General features: G+C 34.4%; 30 protein-coding genes and 3 tRNA genes. 28 read left to right on the top strand and 5 right to left on the bottom strand.

What is annotated here, in order from left to right:
* The first annotated feature begins 24 nt into the window (after window positions 1-24).
* The 12 genes from secE (at window position 25) to KAT95_01545 (ending at window position 7,363) form a co-directional block, all read left to right on the top strand.
* On the top strand, window positions 25-225 hold the full coding sequence (gene secE, locus KAT95_01600) for a preprotein translocase subunit SecE (GenBank protein ID MCK4520545.1): 201 nt from the start codon (window positions 25-27) through the stop codon (window positions 223-225).
* A 1-nt stretch (window position 226) separates the two neighbouring features.
* Window positions 227-772 (top strand): transcription termination/antitermination protein NusG, encoded by a 546-nt coding sequence (nusG, locus tag KAT95_01595; GenBank protein MCK4520544.1) that lies wholly within the window; start codon window positions 227-229, stop codon window positions 770-772.
* Between the two features lie 2 nt (window positions 773-774).
* Window positions 775-1,197 carry a 50S ribosomal protein L11 gene (gene rplK, locus KAT95_01590; protein MCK4520543.1) on the top strand — a complete coding sequence of 141 codons (423 nt, stop codon included), beginning with the start codon at window positions 775-777 and terminating at the stop codon, window positions 1,195-1,197.
* Window positions 1,198-1,273: 76 nt separating this feature from the next.
* On the top strand, window positions 1,274-1,780 hold the full coding sequence (locus KAT95_01585; protein ID MCK4520542.1) for a dCMP deaminase family protein: 507 nt from the start codon (window positions 1,274-1,276) through the stop codon (window positions 1,778-1,780).
* Between the two features lie 74 nt (window positions 1,781-1,854).
* Window positions 1,855-2,019, top strand: coding sequence for a hypothetical protein (locus KAT95_01580; protein ID MCK4520541.1), 165 nt, complete (start codon window positions 1,855-1,857; stop codon window positions 2,017-2,019).
* Window positions 2,012-2,212: a hypothetical protein gene (locus tag KAT95_01575; protein MCK4520540.1), complete on the top strand. Its 201-nt coding sequence runs from the start codon at window positions 2,012-2,014 to the stop codon at window positions 2,210-2,212. The genes KAT95_01580 and KAT95_01575 overlap by 8 nt, the downstream gene beginning before the upstream one ends.
* Window positions 2,213-2,653: 441 nt before the next feature.
* Window positions 2,654-3,334, top strand: a complete 681-nt coding sequence (locus KAT95_01570; protein MCK4520539.1) for a hypothetical protein — start codon at window positions 2,654-2,656, stop codon at window positions 3,332-3,334.
* A gap of 6 nt (window positions 3,335-3,340) precedes the next feature.
* Complete coding sequence (locus KAT95_01565; protein ID MCK4520538.1) at window positions 3,341-4,336, top strand: FAD-dependent thymidylate synthase; 996 nt, start codon at window positions 3,341-3,343, stop codon at window positions 4,334-4,336.
* Window positions 4,337-4,685: 349 nt separating this feature from the next.
* On the top strand, window positions 4,686-5,405 hold the full coding sequence (locus KAT95_01560) for a 2-deoxyribose-5-phosphate aldolase (GenBank protein MCK4520537.1): 720 nt from the start codon (window positions 4,686-4,688) through the stop codon (window positions 5,403-5,405).
* Window positions 5,406-5,409: 4 nt separating this feature from the next.
* Window positions 5,410-6,249 (top strand): Asp-tRNA(Asn)/Glu-tRNA(Gln) amidotransferase subunit GatB, encoded by an 840-nt coding sequence (gene gatB / locus KAT95_01555; protein MCK4520536.1) that lies wholly within the window; start codon window positions 5,410-5,412, stop codon window positions 6,247-6,249.
* A gap of 110 nt (window positions 6,250-6,359) precedes the next feature.
* Entirely contained in the window at window positions 6,360-6,983 is a 624-nt protein-coding gene (locus tag KAT95_01550; protein ID MCK4520535.1) for a hypothetical protein, read from the top strand.
* Window positions 6,984-7,045: 62 nt separating this feature from the next.
* The gene (locus KAT95_01545) at window positions 7,046-7,363 is read left to right on the top strand and encodes a hypothetical protein (GenBank protein MCK4520534.1); all 318 of its coding nucleotides are present in this window, start codon (window positions 7,046-7,048) and stop codon (window positions 7,361-7,363) included.
* Between the two features lie 87 nt (window positions 7,364-7,450).
* Here KAT95_01545 and miaB read toward each other — a convergent pair whose 3' ends face one another.
* From miaB to KAT95_01520, 5 genes are all read right to left on the bottom strand, one after another.
* On the bottom strand, window positions 7,451-8,794 hold the full coding sequence (gene miaB, locus KAT95_01540) for a tRNA (N6-isopentenyl adenosine(37)-C2)-methylthiotransferase MiaB (protein MCK4520533.1): 1,344 nt from the start codon (window positions 8,792-8,794) through the stop codon (window positions 7,451-7,453).
* Between the two features lie 7 nt (window positions 8,795-8,801).
* On the bottom strand, window positions 8,802-9,749 hold the full coding sequence (locus KAT95_01535; GenBank protein ID MCK4520532.1) for a hypothetical protein: 948 nt from the start codon (window positions 9,747-9,749) through the stop codon (window positions 8,802-8,804).
* Between the two features lie 83 nt (window positions 9,750-9,832).
* The gene (locus KAT95_01530) at window positions 9,833-11,449 is read right to left on the bottom strand and encodes a hypothetical protein (protein MCK4520531.1); all 1,617 of its coding nucleotides are present in this window, start codon (window positions 11,447-11,449) and stop codon (window positions 9,833-9,835) included.
* Window positions 11,422-13,134, bottom strand: coding sequence for a threonine--tRNA ligase (locus tag KAT95_01525; protein MCK4520530.1), 1,713 nt, complete (start codon window positions 13,132-13,134; stop codon window positions 11,422-11,424). The genes KAT95_01530 and KAT95_01525 overlap by 28 nt, the downstream gene beginning before the upstream one ends.
* Before the next feature lies 1 nt (window position 13,135).
* Entirely contained in the window at window positions 13,136-16,333 is a 3,198-nt protein-coding gene (locus tag KAT95_01520; protein ID MCK4520529.1) for a DNA polymerase III subunit alpha, read from the bottom strand.
* 87 nt (window positions 16,334-16,420) lie between these two features.
* Here KAT95_01520 and KAT95_01515 point away from each other — a divergent pair, with 87 nt between their 5' ends.
* The 16 genes from KAT95_01515 to KAT95_01440 all read left to right on the top strand — a co-directional run bounded on the left by KAT95_01515 (window position 16,421) and on the right by KAT95_01440 (window position 23,566).
* Window positions 16,421-16,690: a hypothetical protein gene (locus KAT95_01515; protein MCK4520528.1), complete on the top strand. Its 270-nt coding sequence runs from the start codon at window positions 16,421-16,423 to the stop codon at window positions 16,688-16,690.
* Window positions 16,691-16,776: 86 nt separating this feature from the next.
* Window positions 16,777-17,082 (top strand): hypothetical protein, encoded by a 306-nt coding sequence (locus tag KAT95_01510; GenBank protein MCK4520527.1) that lies wholly within the window; start codon window positions 16,777-16,779, stop codon window positions 17,080-17,082.
* A 72-nt stretch (window positions 17,083-17,154) separates the two neighbouring features.
* Window positions 17,155-17,439: a 50S ribosomal protein L32 gene (rpmF, locus tag KAT95_01505; protein ID MCK4520526.1), complete on the top strand. Its 285-nt coding sequence runs from the start codon at window positions 17,155-17,157 to the stop codon at window positions 17,437-17,439.
* A 4-nt stretch (window positions 17,440-17,443) separates the two neighbouring features.
* Window positions 17,444-17,866 carry a transcription antitermination factor NusB gene (gene nusB / locus KAT95_01500; protein MCK4520525.1) on the top strand — a complete coding sequence of 141 codons (423 nt, stop codon included), beginning with the start codon at window positions 17,444-17,446 and terminating at the stop codon, window positions 17,864-17,866.
* Window positions 17,867-17,944: 78 nt separating this feature from the next.
* On the top strand, window positions 17,945-18,634 hold the full coding sequence (gene rnc / locus KAT95_01495; GenBank protein MCK4520524.1) for a ribonuclease III: 690 nt from the start codon (window positions 17,945-17,947) through the stop codon (window positions 18,632-18,634).
* A gap of 1 nt (window position 18,635) precedes the next feature.
* Window positions 18,636-19,139, top strand: coding sequence for a 30S ribosomal protein S16 (gene rpsP / locus KAT95_01490; protein ID MCK4520523.1), 504 nt, complete (start codon window positions 18,636-18,638; stop codon window positions 19,137-19,139).
* A gap of 109 nt (window positions 19,140-19,248) precedes the next feature.
* Window positions 19,249-19,569, top strand: a complete 321-nt coding sequence (locus KAT95_01485) for a KH domain-containing protein (protein MCK4520522.1) — start codon at window positions 19,249-19,251, stop codon at window positions 19,567-19,569.
* A 187-nt stretch (window positions 19,570-19,756) separates the two neighbouring features.
* Window positions 19,757-20,443, top strand: a complete 687-nt coding sequence (trmD, locus tag KAT95_01480; GenBank protein MCK4520521.1) for a tRNA (guanosine(37)-N1)-methyltransferase TrmD — start codon at window positions 19,757-19,759, stop codon at window positions 20,441-20,443.
* Between the two features lie 53 nt (window positions 20,444-20,496).
* A tRNA-Tyr gene (locus KAT95_01475) sits at window positions 20,497-20,578 on the top strand.
* A 7-nt stretch (window positions 20,579-20,585) separates the two neighbouring features.
* Window positions 20,586-20,657: transfer RNA gene (locus tag KAT95_01470), tRNA-Thr, on the top strand.
* Between the two features lie 84 nt (window positions 20,658-20,741).
* Window positions 20,742-20,906, top strand: coding sequence for a 50S ribosomal protein L33 (gene rpmG, locus KAT95_01465; protein ID MCK4520520.1), 165 nt, complete (start codon window positions 20,742-20,744; stop codon window positions 20,904-20,906).
* Between the two features lie 9 nt (window positions 20,907-20,915).
* A complete protein-coding gene (gene mltG / locus KAT95_01460; protein ID MCK4520519.1) occupies window positions 20,916-22,184 on the top strand; it encodes an endolytic transglycosylase MltG in 1,269 nt (422 codons plus the stop codon).
* Between the two features lie 159 nt (window positions 22,185-22,343).
* Window positions 22,344-22,445, top strand: coding sequence for a 50S ribosomal protein L33 (rpmG, locus tag KAT95_01455; protein MCK4520518.1), 102 nt, complete (start codon window positions 22,344-22,346; stop codon window positions 22,443-22,445).
* A 49-nt stretch (window positions 22,446-22,494) separates the two neighbouring features.
* A tRNA-Trp gene (locus tag KAT95_01450) sits at window positions 22,495-22,565 on the top strand.
* Between the two features lie 121 nt (window positions 22,566-22,686).
* Window positions 22,687-22,992 carry a hypothetical protein gene (locus KAT95_01445; protein MCK4520517.1) on the top strand — a complete coding sequence of 102 codons (306 nt, stop codon included), beginning with the start codon at window positions 22,687-22,689 and terminating at the stop codon, window positions 22,990-22,992.
* A 328-nt stretch (window positions 22,993-23,320) separates the two neighbouring features.
* Complete coding sequence (locus tag KAT95_01440) at window positions 23,321-23,566, top strand: hypothetical protein (protein MCK4520516.1); 246 nt, start codon at window positions 23,321-23,323, stop codon at window positions 23,564-23,566.
* The last annotated feature ends 189 nt before the right edge of the window (window positions 23,567-23,755 follow it).

The raw sequence follows: 23,755 nt of genomic DNA, 5'->3' as shown, positions 1-23,755 counted from the left end.
CCTTTAGGGCTGTTTTAAAAAACTATGAATATAAAAAATCTTCCAAATCAAATCATTACATTCCTTAAAGAAGCAAAGCTTGAATTGAAAAAAGTTAATTGGCCTACTCGTAAAGAAACAGTAAGGTATACTTTGATTGTTGTTGGTATTTCCATAGCTGTAGCTATATTTTTAGGCGGATTAGATGTTATATTTAGTGATTTATTGAATAGATTCTTACTTTAATATGCCAAAACAACAAATTTCTCAAGAGAAAAGTTGGTATGTCCTGCATACATATTCTGGTTATGAAGATGCAGTTGCTAAAAGTTTGAAGCAGCGGATTGAGTCTTTAGGCATGGAAGACAAGATTTTTGATGTTATAGTGCCAAAAGAAAAAAAAATTAAAATTAAGAATAATAAAAGAAAAATAATAGAAGAAAAAATTTACCCAGGGTATGTTTTAGTGCAGATGATTGTTACAGACGATTCTTGGTACGTAGTAAGAAATACGCCGAATGTTACTGGTTTTGTAGGCGCTGGCACCACGCCAGTTCCTGTTTCTAAAAACGAGATTGATGTTTTAAAAAAGAGAATGGGTGTGGAAGAGCCGCAGTATAAAATTGATGTTAATGTGGGTGATACTGTAAAAATTACAGATGGTCTTTTTAAAGATTATGACGGAAAGGTTGCAGAGATTGACCAAGAAAAAGGGAAAATTAAGGTTTTAGTGAATATGTTTGGCAGGGATACACCTGTGGAGTTAGATTCTCTTCAAATTAAGAAAATATAATTATGGCAAAAAAAATAAAAGCTATTGTAAAATTACAGATTGAAGCTGGCAAAGCAACGCCTGCGCCGCCAGTAGGTTCGGCTTTGGCGCAGTATGGGCTTAATATCGCTGAATTTTGCCAAAAATTTAATGATGCTTCTAAAGAGCTTGTTGGTTTTAAAATTCCGGTAGAAATTACGGTTTATGAAGACAGAACCTATGATTTTAAATTAAAACAACCTACAGCCGCTGAACTTTTAAAAAAAGCAGCTGCTATTGAAAAGGGTTCTGGAACACCTAACAAAACAAAAGTGGCTAAGATTACAAGAGCTCAGCTCCAAGAAATTGCTGAAAAGAAATTGCCTGATTTGAATGCTTTAGATATAGAGCAGGCAATGAAAATTATTGAAGGCACAGCCCGCCAAATGGGAATTGAGGTAGAGTAGATTTTTTGCTTTGAAAAATCTGTTTTCTTCGCTAAAATAATTTTTTTTCGTTCTAACTTTTTAATTTAGCAAAGCGATGATGCGTCCATCAAAAGACCAATATTATTTGAATATTGCCCGAGAAGTTGCCCAACGTTCAACTTGTATGCGAATGAAGTTTGGGGCAATTATTGTCCGAGACGACCAGATTATCGCTACCGGTTATGTTGGCGCTCCAAGAAACACTAAGGACTGCCTTGAAAGGGGAAATTGTTTAAGAGACCAATTAAAAATTCCCCATGGTCAGAGATACGAACTTTGTAGAAGCGTGCATGCTGAACAAAATGCTATAATTAACGCTGCTCGGGCTGGTGTGAGTTTACTCGGCGGTGATATGTTTCTTTACTGTGAGGATCAGAAAGGAGAAATGAAAAATGCTATACCTTGCTTTATTTGTAAAAAAATGATTATCAATGCTGGCTTAAATAGAGTAATTTGCTCAACTGAAGAGGGAAAATATAAAATTTTCAATATTCAGGACTGGGTTCACGACTGGCAGGAAAAAGACATTTTAGATGACCAGCATCAATACGGAAAGGATTAAAATAGGGGTTGACCCCCCTTTTTATTTTTGATAGTGTAAAATTACAGCACACATAAAATTAAAGAGGGGAAAAAATGGGAGAAGAGATAGAATATGTAATAGTTTGGAACAGGGAAACTTCTGAAGTGCGTGATGACATTTCAGAGAATGAGTTAGACACTTTTCTTAAAAGTGATGAGGGCAAGGGTTTTAAACTTGTCTGGCAGCATAACAAGAAAGGAGTAAAGAGAAATGTCTGAAGAAAGAGAGCCGAATAGACAGGAAACTCTTGCCAGAAAAATAGCAAGAGTGAAAGGAATAGAGATTGACCAATTGATATTATCACTCAAAGGACAAGAAGAAGACGATCCGGATTTTCAGCAATACTTAGAAGAAAGAGAAATAGAGATAGAGACAACTATACAATGTTGGGAAAGAGAGATAAAACAGTAAAAACAGAGAAGACATCTTGACAAATTTATTGGAAAGAGTAAAATGAAAACTGGAGGTACTAGAAATGAGTCAGTTAGAAAAGATAGCTATTGCCACAGAGTTGACAGAAAGAGCTAAATACATACATAAAATAGCTCTTATGTTAGCAAGTCTGAGACGATAAGAAAATCGGTAAATCGGCTTTAAAAAATAAACAATATATAAATTTAGAGGGTTTTCTTTTATCCCTCATTTCTATTTTTTAGCTCTTTTCATTTTTAGCTCTTTTAATTTTTATCACATTTAACAAAGAGGTTTTTATGCCTCTTTATTTTTTTTGGCTGTGTATTACAATTTATTGACATTTTATTTAATATAGATAAGATAAAAATGGAGGTAAAAACAGAATATTAAAAAAAGAATATAGAGAGAAATGAGAAAAAAAGAAGGAGATGATAGAAAATGGAAATAGAAGAGATAGAAGAAAGAGTACATCTTTGGTTAGCAGAGGAGTATAGAGAAGATGCATTATACAGAGTTTCGGTTCTCCTGTCTCAACTTGGCGATATAGCAAAATTTATTTACCATGACCCGGAATACAATCCAGAAGCTCGAGTTGTTGGTGTTCACAAAGACGAAATTTCAATTTATGGTGAAGCAATGTGTCATTTGATAGCACTGATGATTTCCAGAAAAGTAAATGTATTCGATGCTTTGGAAGCAGGATTAAAACGTTTGGAAGATAGAGATGGGTACAAGAAAAAGGGCGAAGTTGTAAAATTAGATAATACAACAATGTTTAAGGGAATTCGTGCTTCGCCCGGCAGAGCTGAAGGAACAGCAATGGTAATGCAGTTCGTCTCAGTAAAAGAGTTTGAGAAATCGCCAATGAATTTGAGAGATGAAAAGAAAATACTGGTGACAGAAAGTTTAACTCTCGATGCAGTTGATTTTTTGAGAGCAATGAATCTGATAGGAATAGTGACGAATCAAGGAGGAAGTACTTCACACGGAGCAATAATAGCCAGAGAGATGGGGATTCCTTGCGTTGCAGGAACAGAGAGGGCAACAGAAATAATTAATTCCGGAGACTACATTATCATAGATGGAAATAAAGGAGAAGTGGTTTTAAAATGGTGGTGATAAAAAATGGTAAAAGTTGGTTTTTTGGAAGATGAGCCGATTATATTGGCTGCAGTAGGAGTGAAAATCTCTCAGACGCCGTTTGAAAAAGGAAGCATCCGAGATATTTACGAAGAACGTCGAGCAGACAAGGAAGAATCTAAGAAATTAGTGAACGAGATAATGACAAAGCATAGACATCTAATACTAGGTGATTTCTTACCCCATGCTATAATCCTAGAAGATATCTCACGGCTGGCAGCGATTTATATCTGGCGGATGGTGAATGTCAATAATTTGGTTTTCGGCGCTGGCATAGAAGCATCATTTAAGGTGATAAAGCCAAATAGATACAATGAGGCAGTTAGTAATTTTGGAGAGATGGCTTTTGAGGCTTATGAGAGAGCGGTGAGCGGTGGAGTTCCAGAACAAGACGCAAGATATTTACTGCCAGAAGGGGTATTGACAAGGATGATATTTTCTAGCACACCTCGCTATTTAGAAAAACTGGCAAATGCTCTGAAAAATACGTCATTACAGGAATTCAAAGAAATCGGTGAAAAAGTTGAGACATTGGTTAAGAAAGAATTCGGTCTGGAATTATTGCAGGAGACACTGCCTTCGGAATGGAAATTTTGGGGAAAGGAAGAGATTAGACAAAGAACTTCTGTTGTATATAGGGGAGATATTTACGCTCTTTCTATTGATACGGAAGTTAGCGGAAGTTTGGCGATGTATGCGCAGTTAGTGAGACAGAGATTATTGCTTTGTGAGATTGAGCCATTGGAGGGAATAAGCAAGAGAGGGACATTCGTTGTTCCGTCTACTTTTTCTGAAGCAGCGAGGGAAGATTACCAAGAGATAGCCAAAGAGGTAAAGCAAAAGCAGATAGCGTTAATAGAAAAGCGCGACTCAAATTTTGTTTACTATCTTTTACTTGGCCAGGAAGCCAAAGCAATGATGTATGGAAAAGGTTTTGCTGTAATTGAGACATCCAGAGCAAGAAGCGAAGGAGTGGCGTAGTGGGAAATAAGAAATGAGGTGGGAATTCCAATAACAAAAAAATTGGCGAAGTATCCCGAGTTGCGAGCGCAAATTGGTCCAAACTGTTGGCGAATAGGAAAATGCATAGAACCTGCTACGTTTAAGACAAAAAAGAGCATGTGTGAGGCATTTTTTCAAGCAGGAGGAAACTGGACAGGAACTTTGGAAGAGCTACTTGACACTTTGACTGAACATTACGAAACCTTTATGGTATAAGAGAACAAAATATACAAAAATAAAAAAATTTATGGCTTCTAATTTTTGAGGCCTTCTTTTTTTATCTGCGAAAATGTGGTATTATAAAATAATAGTAAAAAATTTTTATCATATGAAAAATATTGCTAAATGCATTGACCACACAAACATTAAGCAGGACGCAACTATTAAGGATATTAAAAAAACCTGTGATGAGGCAAAGCAGTATGGTTTTCGGAGTGTTTGCATAAATCCAGAATGGGTGAAGTTAGTTAAAAAAGAATTGAGCGGAACAGGGGTTCACCCTGTTAAATCCCCGATAAATCGGGGAATTTCGCCAAAAGCGAAATTATTTAACAGGGTAAAAGTGGTGGTTTTAATTGATCCGCCAATGGGTTTGAGTTTGCATCAAAAACGGCTCAAAATGTGCCAGAAGGCAAAGAAAGACGGCGCAGATGAATTGGATATAGTAATGAATATCGTTGACTTAAAATATGAGAAATATGATAAAGTTTTAAAGGATTTAAAAGGAATTTGTAAAATTTTACCAACAAAAGTAATTATTGGCTCTGGTTATCTAACTGATGAAGAGATTGTTAAGGCATCTCAAATTGTCAAAAAAGCCGATGCCTTTTGCGTTAAAACAGCAACTGAAAAAGATCCCTTGGAGCATCGGGAATTAAAAGAAAAATATTTTCATCTAAAATTAATGAAGAAGGGAGCGCCGGGTTTGAAAATTAAAGTGGCTGGAAAGATTAGAACTCTGGCTGATGTGAAAGAATCCATCAAAGCCAGCGCAGACATTATTGGCACTAGTTCCGGAGTATCAATTATAAAGGAAGTTAAAAAATGATTTTATGAGTTATTTCCCAACCATCGGTCTGGAAATCCATGCCGAACTGAAAACAAAATCAAAAATGTTTTGTTCCTGTATTAATAATTCAGATGAAAAGCAGGCTAACACTAATATCTGTCCTGTTTGCACGGCTCATCCAGGCACTTTGCCGGTTATAAATAAGGAAGCAATAAAAAAAGTAATTAAAACCGGTTTGGCTTTGAATTGTCAAATTCCAGAATCTTCAAAATTTGACAGAAAAAACTATTTTTATCCTGATTTGCCAAAGGCATACCAAATTAGCCAGTTTTATTCGCCTTTATGCAGAAATGGTGCCTTAGAGATTAACAATAAGAGAATAAAGATAAGGGAAATTCATCTTGAGGAAGATACAGCACGGCTGATTCATCCTTCTAAAGCAGATTATTCTTTAGTTGATTTCAACAGAGCAGGTGTTCCTCTAATGGAATTGGTGACAGACCCAGATATTCATTCAGCAAGAGAAGCCAGAAGATTTGCTCAAGAGCTGCAAATGATATTAAGGTATCTTGATGTGTCTGATGCAGATATGGAAAAGGGAGAAATGAGAGTTGAAGCTAATATCTCATTAGGAAAAGACAAGAAATTAGGAACTAAAGTAGAAATCAAAAACTTGAATTCTTTTCGAGCAGTAGAAAAGGGGATTGATTATGAAATTAAAAGGCAGGGAGAAATTTTAAAAACTGGTAAGAAAATTATTCAAGAAACACGGGGCTGGCACGATACAAAACAAATAACAATAAGCCAAAGAGAAAAAGAGGAAGCTCATGATTATAGATATTTTCCAGAACCAGACCTGCCAATGCTTTGCTTCAAAAATTAATAATTTAAATTACGAGGATTTCCTTCTTTCCTTGCGCTTTATCCCTCGTTCTGTAAGCAGAACGGGGAGAGCCCTACGCGTCTCGGAAAGCAGAAAATCCTCGTCATTTTATGGATATAGATATTAATAAAATAAAAAATGAAATAGAAGAATTGCCTCAAGCCAAAAGAGAGAGATTTAAAGCAGAATATGATTTGTCAGATAATGAGATAGAAGTTTTTGTTCAAAACAAAAATCTTGGAGAATATTTTGAAAAAGTAATGTCAGAGCTAAGAAACTGGATAAAAGAAGCAGATATAAAAAGAAAAGTTGATAGACAGGAATTTTTAAGGCTATCAAAAATTTGCTCTAATTACCTTATTACTGATTTACAGAGATTATTAAAAGGAGGTGAAGGGTTAATTACTTCAGAAAATTTTGCTGAGTTTATCACTTTGCTTTATAAAAAAGAAATTTCCTCGAAGATCGCCAAAATAGTTTTAAATGAGATGTTTAAAACTGGAGCTGATCCGTCGCACATTATTAAAGAAAAGGAATTGAGCCAAGTGACCGATGAAATAGAAATTGAAAAGGCAGTAAAACAAGTAATTTCTAAAAATACAAAACCAGTTGAAGATTATAAAAAAGGAAAAGAAAACGCCCTTCAATTTTTAATAGGCCAGGTAATGGCAGCTACCAGAGGCAAGGCAAAACCGGAAACAGTTAGCAAGATTTTGAGAAAAAACTTGACTTAATTTTTGACAGTGATAATTTAAAAGTAGCAGTTTAAGAAGAAGAATAGGAGGTGAAAAAGAAAATGGAAAAAAGATTTTGCGATGAGTGCGGAGAAGAAATAGATGAGAATTATAAAACTATAGAATCTAAAGGCAAAGAGAGAGATTTTGGATTAGATCTTACCTTTGGAAAACCAGCGGATTTCTGTAATTGGCGGTGTTTAATCGCTTGGGCTGAAGAAAAAAGGATATCAGCAGTAATACAAGAAGAAAGAACTGAAATGGGGAAGAAGAAAAAAATATTGTACTCATGGGAAGGAAAAGATATACTTTCTAACGATATAGAGAAGAAAAATGGAGAACTTCGACTCACTCAGGGGGCATACGAAAGATTAAAATAAATAAAGGTGGATTATTTAATTACCACCTTCTTTTTTATTTCAGAATTAACTTTTAGAGAACAGTTCTCTTTAGGAGAACTGTTCTCTTTATATTAAATGGCCTTTGAGTCCCCAAGGGATAGCGTCAGTAACTTTTACTCTTACAAATTTGCCGAAGTCCGACTTCCTTAAGGAAGTCGGACTTCTTAAACTTTGAAATTTAATAGTCTTATATTCTCTAGTCTTTCCAATCAACCAGTTCTTTCTTTCGTATTCTGACAGAACTTCAACTATTTTTCCAATGTATTTTTTATTGTTTTTTAAAGCAGTTTTTTTTAGAACTTCAGTCAAAACCTTATCTCTTCTTTCTTTTTCTTGGTGAGAAACAGTATCTTTCATCTTATAAGCGGCAGTGCCTGGCCTTGGAGAGTACTGGGCGATATATGCCATATCAAAGCTTGTTTCTTTGAAAAAATTGACAGTATTTTGAAACCGTTTTTTTGTTTCTCCAGGGAAACCTACAATTACATCAGTAGATAAAGTAAGATTAGGAATTTCTTTCCTGATTTTTTTAACTAAATTTTTATAATTTCTAACAGTATAAGGCCGGTTCATTTTTTTTAAAATTTCATCATCTCCTGACTGAATAGGCAAACTGATATATTTTGTTACTTTCTCGCACTTAGCAATTGTTTTAATTAATTCGTCAGAAAAATCTTTGGGATGAGAAGAAGTAAATCTTATCCAAAAGTCGCCAGGAATATCATTTATCATTTTTAACAATTTAGAAAAATTAACCTTGTTTGATGAATAAGAATTCACATTTTCACCAAGCAGCCATATTTCCTTGTATCTTTTTTTAACTAAATTTTTTACTTCTTTCACAATATCTTCTGCAGACCTTGAAATTTCTTGCCCCCGAGTATATGGGACAACACAATAAGAACAAAAATTATTACATCCAATAACAACAGGGATATAGGCAGAAAACTTAGTGGTGTATTTTGGTTTAATTTTTAAATAGTTACAACTTAATGTGCCGAGAACAGTTCTCGGCATATTTGCCGAGAACTGTTCTCGGCTTTTTATTTGGTTTGGATAATAGATATACTTTTTCTTCTTCAATAACTTTTTCCAGTGAGGCAAGCTCTTAATAGATAAAACATAATCAAATTTTTCTTTAAGTTTTTTCAAGTCATATTTAGTGATACAGCCAGTTAGAATAATTTTAAGTTTTTTATTCTTTTTTTTGAGTTTATCAAAGTTTTTAATATTGCCATAAACTCGGTCAACAGCTGATTGCCGCACAGAACACATATTAACCACAATCAAATCCGCCTCATCTATTTTTGAGGCGGATAAGTATTTCATTGTTTCCAGAGTTAAAGCAATCCGTTCACTGTCAGATTTATTCATCTGACACCCATAAGTAATGATCCAATATTTTTTCATAATTTATTCATTCTTTTTCCCGCTCTAAAATTTTTGCTTTCCATTCGATCATTCTTTGCTTTAATTGAATATTTTTTGATGTTTTTGACGCTTTTTGTATCTCTGATTCTAAATTCTCCAAAATCTCCAAATGTTTTTCTTCATTCCCGCTAATTTCTTCAAGATAATCTTCAAATCTTTTATGGTCTTCAAGAGACATCTTCTCTAAATCTCTATGCAATCTTTTGAGCACATTTTCTTGAGCTTTTCTAATTGATTCTTTTGCCTGTTCTGGAACTTTTTCTTCAAGCTCTAATAAAACTTCTAAACTCTTGAAATTTTTAAATTGACTGCCCATTATTTCTTCCAGATTTTTCTCTAATCTTTCACTAATATTCGCTTTATCTTGCAGTTTTGCCATTACTTCAGCAAATCTTTCAAGATGTCTTTCTCGAGCTTGTTTTATTTTTTCAAATACTTCAGTTGGAACCTGGGTTTCTAATTTAGTAAGGAGGTTTTGATGCAGGAATTCATGTTTGATGAATTTATTTAAAAACTTTTCCACATCTGTATTTTCTTCCGCCTTTTCTTTTATTTTTTCAGATGCTTCCTTAATTTCATCCATTTCATCTTGATAGTTATCTATGGCTTTGTTGATAATTTTTGGCTTTTTCTTTAACTCAACTATTTTTTTTAGTTCTATTAATTTCTCGTTAGCAAATTTTGATTTCAATTCAGCTTTTTTTATTGGGTTAAAAGTAAAGAAAGACTGGATTCCTCGACCCCAGTTTTTTAAGAAATAAAAAGAACTATCCGGTAATAAAGTTGGTTCTTCAATATCTAGATATTCTGCATAAATATTTTCATCAAGAGCAGCGTCTGTTATAGGCATCTCAGCAGAGGCCGTTGAGATTACTCCTAATCCCAAACAAAAAGCGATTAAGATTAAGGGAATAAAAAACTCATTTGAGTTCATATATCATATAGATAGACAAACATATAAACATTTGAACAAAATTTAAATTAAAAATGTTAAAATGTTTGAATGTTAAAATGAAATTAGTGTATTTCCTCTTTTTTCTCTTTTAAAAAATATCGCCATTGCTCTAAGAATTTTACAAAAGAAAGAAAAGGCATATCAATTAGAGCAGCGATAATTAAAGCAATGTTTAATTTAGCCCATTTTTTTGAAAACCATCTTCCTGTGCTTACTACTGGCAGAGTAAAGAAATCAAAAAGAGTGCCTAAAAATGTTTCTTTTTCTTTTTCTATTGTAAGCTCCTTGCCTCTTTCTCTGATTTTTACTCCAAAAAAACTAATCATTGACAGGAATAAAAGAAATATAATCATAGAAACAGTTCCGAAATCTAATCTTTGGAGTATTAATATAATTATACCAAATGAAAGAACAAAAGCCAGAAAGTAAATGCCAAGAATTATGCTATTTAAAATTTTACCTCTCTTTTTCGGTATCTTTATTTCATAAATATCTTTTTTTTCTCTTACAAAAACAAGCTTCATAACTTCTATTATCACTCTTTGAAGATTTTCTTTTTTTGGAGCTCTAACGCTTGCTACCAAAAGAAACATCAAAAAAGGAGGGAAAAGAATATTCACCCCTAAGCTGAGATAATTAAAATCACTAGTAATAAATTTATCAAAAGGTATTTCAATTGATAAAGCTAAAACCATTTTAGTTATAAAAATAGAGAGAGTGCTATAAATAGCTGCTCTTCTCATTACTCCTTTTAATTTAATTACCCTTTTGTTATAGGATTTTTTAATCAATTCTTCTAAAATTTCCGGCTTTTCAAAATTTTCTTTTACTTTCATTGGATTTTCCTCTATAACATCTCCTAAAATTAAATAAGGAGTATCATATTTTTCGCAAAGATGATAGAATTTTTGAGCTAAAGGATGATAGAGAGCTTTTTCAACTTTTCTTTTAGTGGAATAGATATTTTGAGCAATCTCTAAAAGTAGGGAAGAAGAAGGAGAAAGATCATCCCATCCTATATATTGTTTTTCTAAAAGATTATAACCAATTATGGAATCGTCTACCTTGAAAAGAGCTTTCTGGACAGCGATATAAATTTGAATATTTTTTTCATTCTCTGTCATTTTTTCTATTGTTATTCCTGCCATGCTAATAGTTCCTTCCCGAATTTTTATTTGTTCTTTTATTAATCCAAACATATATTCAATCAATACTTCTTCTTTTACAGGAGGGGAAAGAGTTTTTTCTAATTCATAACTGGCAATTTCTATGAGCCAATCTTGTAGTTCTTTTTTTTCTTTTTCTGGCCTATTGGGTCTGTTTTCTAAAATATAAAAGTATTTGTCAATGAGTTTATCAACAACTGTTATTTTTGATTCAGGAATAGTATCATTGAGAAAATGTCCGCCCCTAATCAATTCGTAAATTAATGATTCAGCCATACCTTCTCTTTTTTCTTGGCCAAAAATAATTCTTCTTTTTAGAGACCGCTCAATAGCTCTTTTTCTTAAAAGATGTTCTTCTTTCCAATCAATCACCCCTTTTATTTTTTCATAAAAAGCGGCTACTCTGGCAGCAACTTCATCTACATGAATAGTAGAAACACCCTTTTTTGGTTGGAGGGATTGATGCCATTCCTGGTATTTTTGGATTAGTTTTTCTGTTTCTTGAGAAAACATATTTTTTTGATAAATTTTTCTAATTTCATCATTCCGATGTCTCCTTTTTCTCTTTCTCTTACCCGAACTGATTTAGATTTTTGTTCTTTATCGCCGACTACTAAAAGATAAGGAATCTTTTCAATTTCTCCTTCGCGAATTTTTTTAGATACCGTCTCATTTTCATCTTTTAGTTCTACTCGGCAACCAATGTCCAAGAACCGTTCTCGGACGAGTTGAGCGTATTTTTCGTGCCGGGTTCCCACTGGGATAACCCAAACCTGAACAGGCGAGAGCCACAAAGGAAAAGCGCCGGCATAATGTTCAAGCAAGACGCCAATAAACCTTTCTATGCTTCCTAAAAGCGCTCTATGAATCATAATGGGTTGTTGTTTTTTTCCTTTTTCATCAATATAGGTTATCTTAAATTTTTCCGGCAAGTTAAAGTCAACTTGAATAGTAGTGCATTGCCAAGCCCTAGCCAAAGAGTCATTTATTTTAATATCAATTTTAGGTCCATAAAACACGCCTTCGCCAGGGTCAATTTTATATTTTATACCTGATTTATCCAAAGCAAATTTTAAAGAATTAAAGGCCTTTTGCCAATTTTTAATAGAGCCGACATATTTCTTGGGACGAGTGGATAGATAAACATCGTAATCATTAAAGCCAAAGGTTTTAAGAATTTTTAAGGTATATTTTAAGAGTTTCACCAACTCTTCGCTTAATTGTTCTTTAGTGCAGAAAATATGAGCATCATCTTGGGTAAATCCGCGAACTCTGGTTAAACCGTGCAGTACACCAGATTTTTCATAACGATAAACAGTTCCAAGTTCAGCATATTTTATTGGTAAATTCCGATAACTTCTGATTTTGTTTTGATATGCCTTAATATGAAAAGGGCAATTCATTGGCTTTAATAGATATTTTTCTTCATCTATCTGAATAGGAGAGTATATATATTCTCTGTAAAAATCCCAATGCCCAGATTTTTTCCATAAATTCAAATTGCCAATATGTGGAGTCCAGAGCCAATCATAGCCCTGTTCAGTTAGCTCCTTGTATAAATAATCTTCTATAATTTTTTTTAGAATTGCTCCTTTTGGAAGCCAGATTGGCAGTCCAGCGCCTATTTCTTCATCGAACATAAATAATTCTAATTTTTGACCCAAAATACGATGGTCTCGTTTCTCTGCTTCTTTTTGTTGATGAAGATAATTCTGAAGTTCTTTTTTTGTTTGAAAAGCAATTCCATAAATCCGAGTGAGCATTGGATTTTTTTCATCTCCTTTCCAATAAGCGCCAGCAATTTTTGTTAGTTTAAACGCATCAATTGGTATTTCTTTTAATGATTTAATATGCGGTCCCTTACACAAATCAATAAAGTCACCAACTTGATAAACAGTTGGTTGCTTAACCTGGTTAAGCAATTCTAATTTGTATGGCTGGTCTTTAAATAATTTATCGAAGTCGGACTTCGATAAATTAGATTTCTTAAAAGAGATGTTTTTTTTAATCATCTCTCGCATTTTTTTTTCAATTTTTGGCAAGTCAGTAGGGGATATGGACTGCGGCAAATCAAAATCATAATAAAAACCGTTTTCTATTGCTGGCCCAATGCCAAACTTAACTCCCGGATACATTTCCTGGACTGCTGCTGCCAATATATGAGCTAATGAATGCCTGATTGTTTCAATTTTTACCATATTAACTTTCTTCAACTACTTCCTCAATTTCGTTGCAGATTATTTTAGGAACTCCGCCGCGATTATCAACCCTTCCTTTTACCATTACAATTTTATTCTCTTGAAAAATAGTTGGATTTTGTTCAATAATTGAAGGGAAAACCACTAATTCAATTTTATCTGTTTGGTCTTCTAATTTGACAAAAAGCATTGGCTTGCCGTTTTTAGCAATGATTTTCTTTATACCGCAAATTACGCCTCCGATTCTTACTATTTTACCAGTTATATCTTGAGAGATTTTAAATAACGGCAGAACTTTTTTTTCAAAAGCTTTTTTAAAATCTTCTAATGGATGACTGGTAATATATAATCCTAAAAGTTCTTTTTCCCAGTTTAATCTTTCTTTTTTTGCGGCTAATGGAGCAGAAGCAAGGGTTATGCTGTTATTATTCAAATTTTTTCCTTGGCTATTTCCTGAAAAAGAATCAAAAAGTCCTTTTTGCCCGTTGGTTTTATTTTTATGTGTTTCCCTGCTAAATTCCAATAGCTTTTCCATGTTTTGCAAAAGTTTGTTTCTTTCTTCAAACCTATCAAAAGCGCCGGTTTTAATCAAGCTCTCTAAAGATTTTTTATTAATATCTTTAGAGCTGATTCTATTCATAAAATCATTAATGGAAAGAAATTGTCCTTTTTCTTTTCTTTCCCTTACAATTGCTTCTACCACATTATGGCCGACATTTTTAATCGCCAGCAAGCCAAATCTTATTTTGTTCTCTTCAGGTACAACGCTGAAATTTCTAAAACTTTCATTAATGTCTGGAGCTAAAACTTCTATTCCCATTTTTTTGCATTCTTCAATTAAAAAAGCAATTTTTTCAATATCATTTTTTTCAGAAGTCAAAGCGGCAGCCATAAATTCAACTGGATAATTAGCTTTAAGGTAAGCAGTCCTATAAGCGATCATTGCATAAGAAGCCGCGTGGGACCTATTAAATCCGTAACTTGCAAAAGGCAGAATCCATTCCCAGATTTTTTCAGCAATTTCTTTTTGAACGCCTTCATTTGTGGCTCCTTTAATAAATTTTTCTTTTTGCTCTAAAAGAAGTTTTTTAATTTTTTTGCCTACGGCTTTTCTTAATATATCCGCTTCAGCCATAGAGAAACCGGCTAATTGCTGGGTCACTTGCATTAATTGTTCCTGATAAACCATTATTCCATAGGTATTTTTTAAAATTGGCTCTATTTTTGGATGAATATATTTTATTTTTTTGGGATTATTTTTTCCTTTAATATAACTTGAAATAAACTGCATAGGTCCTGGACGGTATAAGGCAACCATAGCAATAATATCTTCAAATTCTGTTGGTTTTAACTGTTTTAAATATCTTTTCATTCCATCGCTTTCCAGTTGAAACACGCTTGTGCTTTGTGCTTTTTGCAGTATTTCGTAAGTTTTTTTATCGTCTAAGGGAATATCTTCTATTTTTATACTTTTATTCTGGACTTTGTAAATACGAGCGAGAGTATCTTCAATAATAGTCAAGTTTTTTAATCCTAAAAGATCCATTTTTAATAATCCTAAATCTTCAATTGAATGCATTTCATATTGGGTAATAATTGTTTCGTCATTCTGGGTTGGATGTTGAAGTGGGACTAATTCTGTTAATGGTTTTTCAGAAATAACTACGCCGCAGGCATGGGTTGAAGCGTGACGTACAACCCCCTCAAGCTTTTTAGCCAAGTCAATAAGTGTGACAGCTTTTTCGTCTGATTGATAAAGTTGCTTGAATTCATCTATTCTTTCTAATGCTTGCTTCAGAGTAAAACCAAAAGGAATCATTTTAGCAATTCTATCACAGTAAATATAAGGATACTGCAATGCCCTTCCAACATCTCTTATTACAGCGCGAGCCGCCATAGTTCCAAAAGTAATAATTTGGGCAACTTTGTCTCTGCCGTATTTTTGAGCTATATATTCTATAACTTCGTCTCTTCTCCAATCAGTAAAGTCAAGGTCAATGTCAGGCATTGAGATTCGTGAAGGATTTAAAAATCTTTCAAAAAGCAGATTGTATTTTAAAGGATTAATATCAGTTATATTTAAAAGATAAGAAACAATAGAGCCAGCTGCGCTTCCGCGGCCAGGGCCGACAACAATCCTATTTTCTTTTGCCCAGTTGACAAAGTCCTGGACAATCAAGAAATAAGAAGCAAAGCCGGTTTGTTTAATTATAGATAATTCGTATTCTAACCGCTTTAAAGCTTCATCGCGGTTTGTAATTTGGGATTTGCGTTTTTCCAATCCTTGCTCGCATAATTTTTTTAAATATCCATCGTAATTTTCTTTTTCTGGCAAAGGGAAATAGGGAAGTTTTATTTCTCCTAATTTGAATTCAAAATTACATAGTTCTTTGATTTTTTGTGTATTTTCAATTGCTTCTGGAACTTCCTTGAAATCATTTATCATCTGTTTAGGATTTTTTATTGAGTAGTCATCCCATTTCATTGTTTTGCGGTTAGGATCGTCAGCTTTTGTATCTGTATTAATCAACATTAAAACATCTTGGGCTTCATTGTCTTCAGACCGGAGATAGTGGCAGTCATTTGTTGCAACCAATGGAATATCCAGTTTTTTAGAAAAAGAAATCAAGGCATCATTAACTGTTTGCTGTCCGGGCAGATTAGGATGGTGCTGTAATTCTAAATAAAAGTTGTCTTTGCCAAAAATTTTCTTATATCTTAGAGCTATTTTTTCAGCTTGTTCAATTTTTTTATTTAGGATAAGAGTAGGAATTTTTCCATGCAGACAAGCGCTCATGCCAATTAATCCCTGGCTGTGTTTTAATAAAAGCTCTTCGTCAATTCTTGGCTTATAATAAAAGCCCTCTAAGTGGGCTTTGGTTACTAATTGAACCAGATTTTTATAACCTTGTTCATTTTTAGCTAAGAGGACTAAATGATATTTTTTGTCATCAATCTTCGGCCTTTTTTGCTCCATTTTTTCATAAGCCATATATACTTCACATCCAATAATCGGCTTGATTCCTCTTTCCTTTGCTTTTTTATAGAATTCTACAGCTCCATACAAAACACCATGGTCAGTCAATGCGACTGAATCCATTCCCAACTCTTTTACATAGTCCAAAAGCTCGTCTATTTTTGACAAACCATCTAATAGGGAGTAATGGCTGTGAACATGCAAATGAGTGAATTTTGACATTAACTCATTATATCACTTTCCTGTTTTACAACAACTATTGACAAATATAATAAGGATGATATAGTATAAGTTAGTGAGGTGAGGATTGTGAAGAATAAAAATAAAAAGCCAAAATATATTTTGGGAAAGAAGGGAAGAATCTATAGTCTATGCGGCTGTCAGCAATACGTTGAAGCAGAAGAGGTCCCATGTATTGGTGGAGCAGGAAAAATTTGTCTTCATTTTGACTGCGCTAATTGCGGGGAAGAATGGTATAAGAAGAACGCAGCAGAAGCAGGCATAAGAGGGTATTATTATTCTGCGACTGGCAGGAAAATTTCTTGTGATCAGTATGGGCACACAGGTGTCCATATTTAGCAAAATAACATAGGGCAATCTGAAAATATTTCAGTTTGACCCTCTTTTTTATTTTGTTTTTATTATTTTTATGCTATTATAAACATATGTTTTATTTAAGTATTTTAATTGCTGGGTTTGGCGGTGGAGCAGTGAGAGGGTTGGTTGGCTATATCAAGCATCAGTATTCATATAAAAATGTTGGTTTTGACCTGCCATATTTTTTTACTATGATGTTTATTTCAGGCATGATTGGAATATTGACCGCAGTGAGCATAAAAGAATTTGGTGTTGATTTTTTAGGAATAGATGGTTTTTCTCCTGCCTTGGCATTTATTATTGGTTACGCTGGCGGCGACTTTCTTGAGAATGTTTACAAAATAATTACGAAGAAACAAACTCTTGCCAAATAAAAGGATATTTGTTAGTATCTATGCTATGAAAACAAGATTTTCTCCGCTGAAAAATTTGTTTTCTTCGCGAATATGGCTGTTCCAAAACAAAGACATACTAAATCAAGAAGAAATAAGCGCAGAATGCATATCTTTGCCAAAGCGCTGACTTTAGTTAAGTGCCCGAAATGCGGAAAAGCAATTTTACCTCACAGTGTTTGCCATTTTTGCGGATATTATAAAACTATGGAAGTTATAGATGTAATGAAGAAGTTAACCAAAAAAGAAAAGAAAAAGAAAGAAAAAGAAATTGCGGCAAAAGAAGATCAAGAAAAAAAGTCAAAACCATTAAGTATGGAAGGACTAAGCAAGAAATAATTTTATGGCTAGTCGTCATTTATCACGTTCAATAGCAATGCAGAGCCTGTATGAGTGGGATTTTTCCGGCAAAAAACCAGACGAGTTGAATGAAATAACAGAAAGGAATATAAAAGAGTTTGGCCCTGGATTAGAAAATGTTGATTTAGTTTGGGAATTAGTGCATGGCATAAAGGATAATTTAGCCAAGCTTGATAAAGTTATTGAAAAAGCGGCTCCAGAATGGCCCATTGATCAAATAAATATCATAGATAGAAATGTTTTACGGATAGGGCTTTATGAGCTTATTTACAGCGATAAAGAGGCAGTGCCTCCAAAAGTAGCCATTAACGAAGCCATTGAATTGGCAAAGACATTTAGCGGCGAGTCAGCAGGGAAATTTATAAACGGAGTATTAGGAACTGTTTACAAAGAAATAGAACAATAAATCATTTTAACATTTTAGCATATAAACATTTTAACATTTTGTTTATATGTTAGCATGTTATAATGTTAATGTGTTTTTGTGAAAGACTTTTCTACACTTGAAAAAAAATTAGATATTAATTTCAAAAATAAAAATTTACTGATTCAGGCGTTTATCCACCGTTCCTATTTAAACGAGAGGCCAAAATTTTATCTTCATCATAATGAACGGTTGGAATTTTTAGGCGATGCAGTCCTGGAACTAGTAGTTACTAAATATCTTTTTGAAAGCTATCCGAAAAAACAAGAAGGCATGATGACTAATTGGCGCGCAGCTTTAGTGAATTCTAAAATGCTTTCAAAAATTGCTAAAAGGATTGGTTTTAATGATTTTCTTCTTCTTTCCCAAGGTGAAGAAAAAGAAACAGGCAAGGCTCGTCGGTTTATATTAGCAAACACTCTTGAAGCATTTATAGGAGCTTTGTATTTAGACCAGGGATATGAGCCCTGCGATAGTTTTATTCGCAGGTATTTAATAAAAGAACTGCCTGAAATAATTAAAAAAGGTCTTTTCAGGGATGCTAAATCTTCTTTTCAAGAACAATCCCAGGAAAAAGCAGGAATTACACCGTCCTATAAAGTTTTAAAAGAATGGGGGCCGGATCATAATAAGAATTTTGTCATCGGTGTTTTTCTTGAACAAGAATTGGTCGCTGAAGGCAAAGGTTCTTCAAAGCAAGAAGCGGAAGAAGCGGCAGCCAAAAATGGATTAAATATAAAAAAATGGTAGCATGTTAGTTATTCGTTTTTTAAGAACAGGAAAAAAGAATCAGGCATTTTTCAGAATTGTCGTAACTGATAAAAGAAACCCTCCTAAAGCGGGCCGGTTTTTGGAAATTTTAGGGTTCTATAATCCTTTGACTAAAGAAAAGAAGATAAAAACAGAGCGAATTCAACATTGGATTTCAAACGGAGCTAAACCATCAGATAGGGTCCATAATTTACTAATTTCAGAAGGAGTAATAAAAGGCAAAAAAATAGCTGTCCATTCTACAACCAAGAAAAAGAAAAAAGAAGGCGAGAAACCCGAAAAAAAACCAAAAGAGCCGATCTCCGTCCCGCGTAGCGGGACTACGGCGGACAAGGAAAAGCCAGTAGAAAAACCAGAAGAGCCAAAAAAAACAGATGAAAAGCCGGCAGAACAAGAGAAACCAGCAGAGAAGCTGGCAGAGCCAGAAAAAACAGATGAGAAACCAGAAAAAGAAGTAGAAAAAAATGATGATAAAAACAAGTAAGGTATTGACTTTTTTCTATTAAATAGTAAAATTACAATCATAGTAGCTTTAATGAAATGAAAGGTCGGGCTACTGAATGAAAAAAATAAAGTTAAGAAAGTACAGACTTATGGCAAAAGATAATGACAAAGAATTTCTTGAGTACATAATTAAAGGATTAGTAGATCACCCTGACGATGTTAAAGTAGACAGAAAGGTAGATGAAATGGGGGTATTGCTTTCTCTTAAGATTAATTCTGAAGATATGGGTCAGGTAATCGGGAAAGCTGGCTCCACTGCCAGATCTATCAGAAACTTAGTCAGAATTGTTGGTCTTAAAAACCATGCAAGGGTGAACTTGAAGATTGAGGAACCCGAAGGTGGTAAAGCTGCTCCTCGAGAAAGAACAGAAACCAGCGCTAAAGAAGGCCTGGACGATTTAAAACTCTAAAAGTAAACGAGATCTCAAAAATTGTTTACAAACAATAGAAAACCGTGCTATCATATTTGATAGCGCGGTTTTTATTTAAGCCTCGGAAGCAAATTTTTAAAATTCTCTTGGTTTGCTCGGATTTCCTTCTTTCCTCCCCGCCAAGGCGGGGTCTCGGAAAGCAGAAAATCCTCGCCACCTTATCGCTATGCGTTTTGATATTATTACAATTTTTCCAGGCATTTTTGATTCTTATTTTAAAGAGAGCCTGCTTTTGCGCGCCCAGCAAAGGAAACTAATTAAGATTAAAGTGCATAATTTAAGAGATTTTACTTTTGACAAGCATCATGTTATTGATGACAGGCCTTTTGGCGGCGGCTTTGGAATGGTGATGAAAGTAGAACCCATCTTTAGAGCAGTTACAAAAATAAAACAAAAAATTTACCCTGTTCAATCCAAAACGATTTTATTTACTCCGAGAGGGAAAAAATTCAATCAAAAAACAGCTTATCAGCTTTCCAAAAATGACCAGCTTATTTTAATTTGCGGCAGATACGAGGGATTTGACGAAAGAGTGGCAAAAATTGCTGATATGGAATTATCTATTGGTGATTATGTTTTAATGGGAGGCGAATTGCCAGCAATGGTTGTGATAGAAACAATAGCTCGCTTAATTCCTAGAGTAATCGGCAAGCCAGAGTTATTAAAAGAAAGAATTCCAGTTAAGCGCGGCAGAACTGGCAGGGGATTCATTGAATATCCTCAATATACCAGGCCGGAAGTTTTCAACCCAAAAAAGGGCATAAAATGGCGAGCTCCAAAGGTTTTATTATCAGGCAATCAGAAAAAAATTGAACAATGGCGGAGAGAACACAGAAAAATCATCCTTCAATAGGTTCAGGACAGGTTGAAAAGTAAGTAGTTTTATGATAAGCTATCATTGAAATTGGGTGGTTCGCATAGCGGCAATTGCATTTGGTTGTAAACCAAATGTCTTCGGACTTCGGGGGTTCGAGTCCCTCACCACCCACATTTTTGCCCGGATAGTTCAGTGGTAGAACATCTTCTTGGTAAGAAGAAGGCCGTGAGTCCAATTCTCACTCCGGGCTCAAAAAGTTTATTTTTAATTTTTGTTCCGTCATTTTTAACTTTTCATTTTGAATTTTTAATTTGACTGAGCGAAGCGAAGGAATATGGCAACAAAAAAGAGACCATTTGTAAAAATGCAGTGTAAAATCTGCAAAAGAATAAATTATTTTACCCACAAGTCAAAGGGCATGCTTGAGGAGAAGTTAGAATTGAAGAAATTCTGCAAATGGTGCAAGAAACATACAATACATAAGGAGATGAAGAAATAAAATAAAACCGTGACCAGAAATAAAAAAATCACAATAGGAATCGCAGGCGGAATAATTCTGGTGACAGCAATCGCCGTCTTCGCATTTCAATCCCAATTTTCAGCACCAGAAAAAGAAGCCGAAATAGAGAGAATCGTAGTCAATCTGACCACAACCGAAGAAGAACTCATCCCTAAGCTAAAAGAACAGGGGTATATAAGAAGCGAGTGGGCATTCAATTATGTGCTAAAAAAGAAAGGGTGGCAGGGCAAAATAGAGCCAGGCGGATACAAGATTTCAAAAACTATGAATGCTTGGTATTTAGCAGAAACACTGGTTAATTATCGATATCAAAACTGGATAGTAATACCCGAAGGATTAAGGAAAGAAGAGATTGCCGAGATGTTACAAGGGGGACTTTATTGGTCAGATGATACAAAAGAGGAATTCTTAAATTATGCTAAAGAAGGATACTTATTTCCTAATACCTACTTACTTGAGGTGCTTAATATTAGAGATGCAGGTAAGAAAGTAGCCAAAAGAATGGAAAATGCTTTTAATGAGAAATGCCAAGCAATTTTCAAAGAATTCAAAGGGCAGAACATCCGCAATGACACGGCAATCATACTGGCTTCCATCATTCAAAGAGAAGCAGCCAACCAAGAAGAAATGCCATTGATAGCGGGAATTATTTGGAACAGGTTACTCAAGCCAATGCCTCTCCAGATAGACGCAACTATTCAATACATCGTGGGAGAGGAAGGTAATTGGTGGAGACCAGTAACGCCAGAGGAATACAAAATAGAATCGCCCTACAATACCTACCTGCACGAAGGTAGACCGCCAGCACCAATCTGCAATCCAGGACTGGCAGCAATTGAAGCAGTAGTTCACGACCAGCCCAGCGATTACTTTTACTACCTGCACGACAGCGACGGGCAAATCCATCTCGCCAAGACCTACGAGGAACATAAGGAAAACATTGAGCAATACCTCAAAAGAAATACTACAAAGAATAAAACACAATCAACGATACAGAAGATAGAGGGAGAAATCCATTACTGCACAACGGCTTGCGAAGATGCTCATCTTTATTGCGTGGGAAAGCCAACCAGCAAGAAGACGGTAAAAGTTCAAATTAGAAATCCCTACAACGGCAACACAATTGAATGCTACCAAGAAAGATTCCCATTGATAAGAACCGAGATTCCAATTCTGACAATAAACAAGGAGATGTGGGACGAATTAAAAGGAGAAAGAATTCCATACCAAGTAGAGCTAACAGCATTCAAACCTTGACACACACTTTTATACAGATTAGAAATTTACTAAAAGTGAGCAACAAGACAGCTTATAAATTATCACAGGATTTAGTTGAAGAAGAAGTGATAAAAAAGGTAGGAAAAGGCAGAAGTATTTATTATGTTTTAGGGTAATGATTATACGAAATATAATTCCATTAAGGAACTGCTAACCTTATTAAAAAATCCGTGTATTGAATTGAAGAAATTCTGCAAGTGGTGCAAAAAGCATACAGCGCATAAAGAGATGAAGAAATAGTGGCGTAGCTCAACTTGCAGAGCGACTGTCTTCAACTCCGCGCTAATATAGGGGCATAGTTCAATGGCAGAATAGCGGTTTCCAAAACCGTTGATGGGGGTTCGACTCCCTCTGCCCCTGCAGCTCAAAACCGCAGCCATCGTTGTGCCGGCGTTGCGGTTTTTTGTTTTTAAGGGTGTTGACTTATATTTTAGAATATATAAACTGAAAAATAGTTATAAAGATAGGAGGATGATAAAAAGTGAAAGGAAAGAAAGATAGAAAAGAAATTAAAAATAGAGGAGCGGAAATAGCTCCTGAGGTATTGAACGCGATGGGGAATCTATTTTCGCATATTAGTGATGTTGTGAAGCTAGAGATCAAGAAAGGCGGACGAGTTGTAGAGATTTGGTATGGGGAAGAACTTATCTGCACAAAAAATAAAGACGATAATAATGTAGAAGTAGACGAAACGGTTGTCAAATGGACAGACATCGACGGTGATATACTGCTTGACAGGAAAAGCGGTAATTGGACGAAAATTCCCAACTCACAAAAGTTAAAATAATGCTGAAAAATTTTTATTGGGTTTTTCAGCAATTTTTTTATAATTTTTTGCGTTTTATTAGGTTATTTAAAAAACAAAAATCTCTCAATTTATTTTGTTAAATTAAGATTGTAGGCTTGTGGACTTAAATCCGGGATGTAGATATGCTCGATTTGTCGCTGAATAATAGTTCTAACATCGTTTACGATGTCCTGCACTTCGGCAAGCTCATTGCGAGCTTATAAAATCGCAGTCCTCGTTTTGCCTGCGCTACGGTTTTTTGGTAGAATAAAAAAAGGACGAATAGCATTTTAATTTAAGAATAGGGAGAACAAAGGAGGTGATAAAAATGGAGAATAGAAAAGAAATAATGAAACTACGGACTAATATAATATTTTTGAACAAAGATATAGATGCAATAGAAGGGAAAAAAAGAATTAAGGAAAGCCAAAAAGCAGGATTAGACAAAAATAAAGATCGGGTATTAATAAGAAAGCTGCAAACCGAGATAGAAGCATTGGACGACAACATAAAAGGATTAGAAGGCAACAAAAAGAAAATAGAAACCCAAATAGTAATGGCGGGATCATCTTGATTTCGCTTTTTTTTTTTATTCCCTGTTAAAAATCAAGAAAAAAAACCAAAAAAAGCCCATTATGGGCATTTTTTTTATTGCTAAAACCCCGAAAATGAGTTAAATTAAAAGAAAGCGATTTTTAGTAAAAATTTGGTAACAAAAAAAGCGGGCACCCAGACCTGGGACACGCTTCACTTTAATAATAGT

The sequence above is a fragment of the Candidatus Parcubacteria bacterium genome, assembly GCA_023131895.1.
Taxonomy (GTDB): Bacteria; Patescibacteriota; Minisyncoccia; order Minisyncoccales; family JAGMDC01; genus JAGLYZ01.
This window is presented reverse-complemented; position numbering and strand designations above follow the sequence as displayed.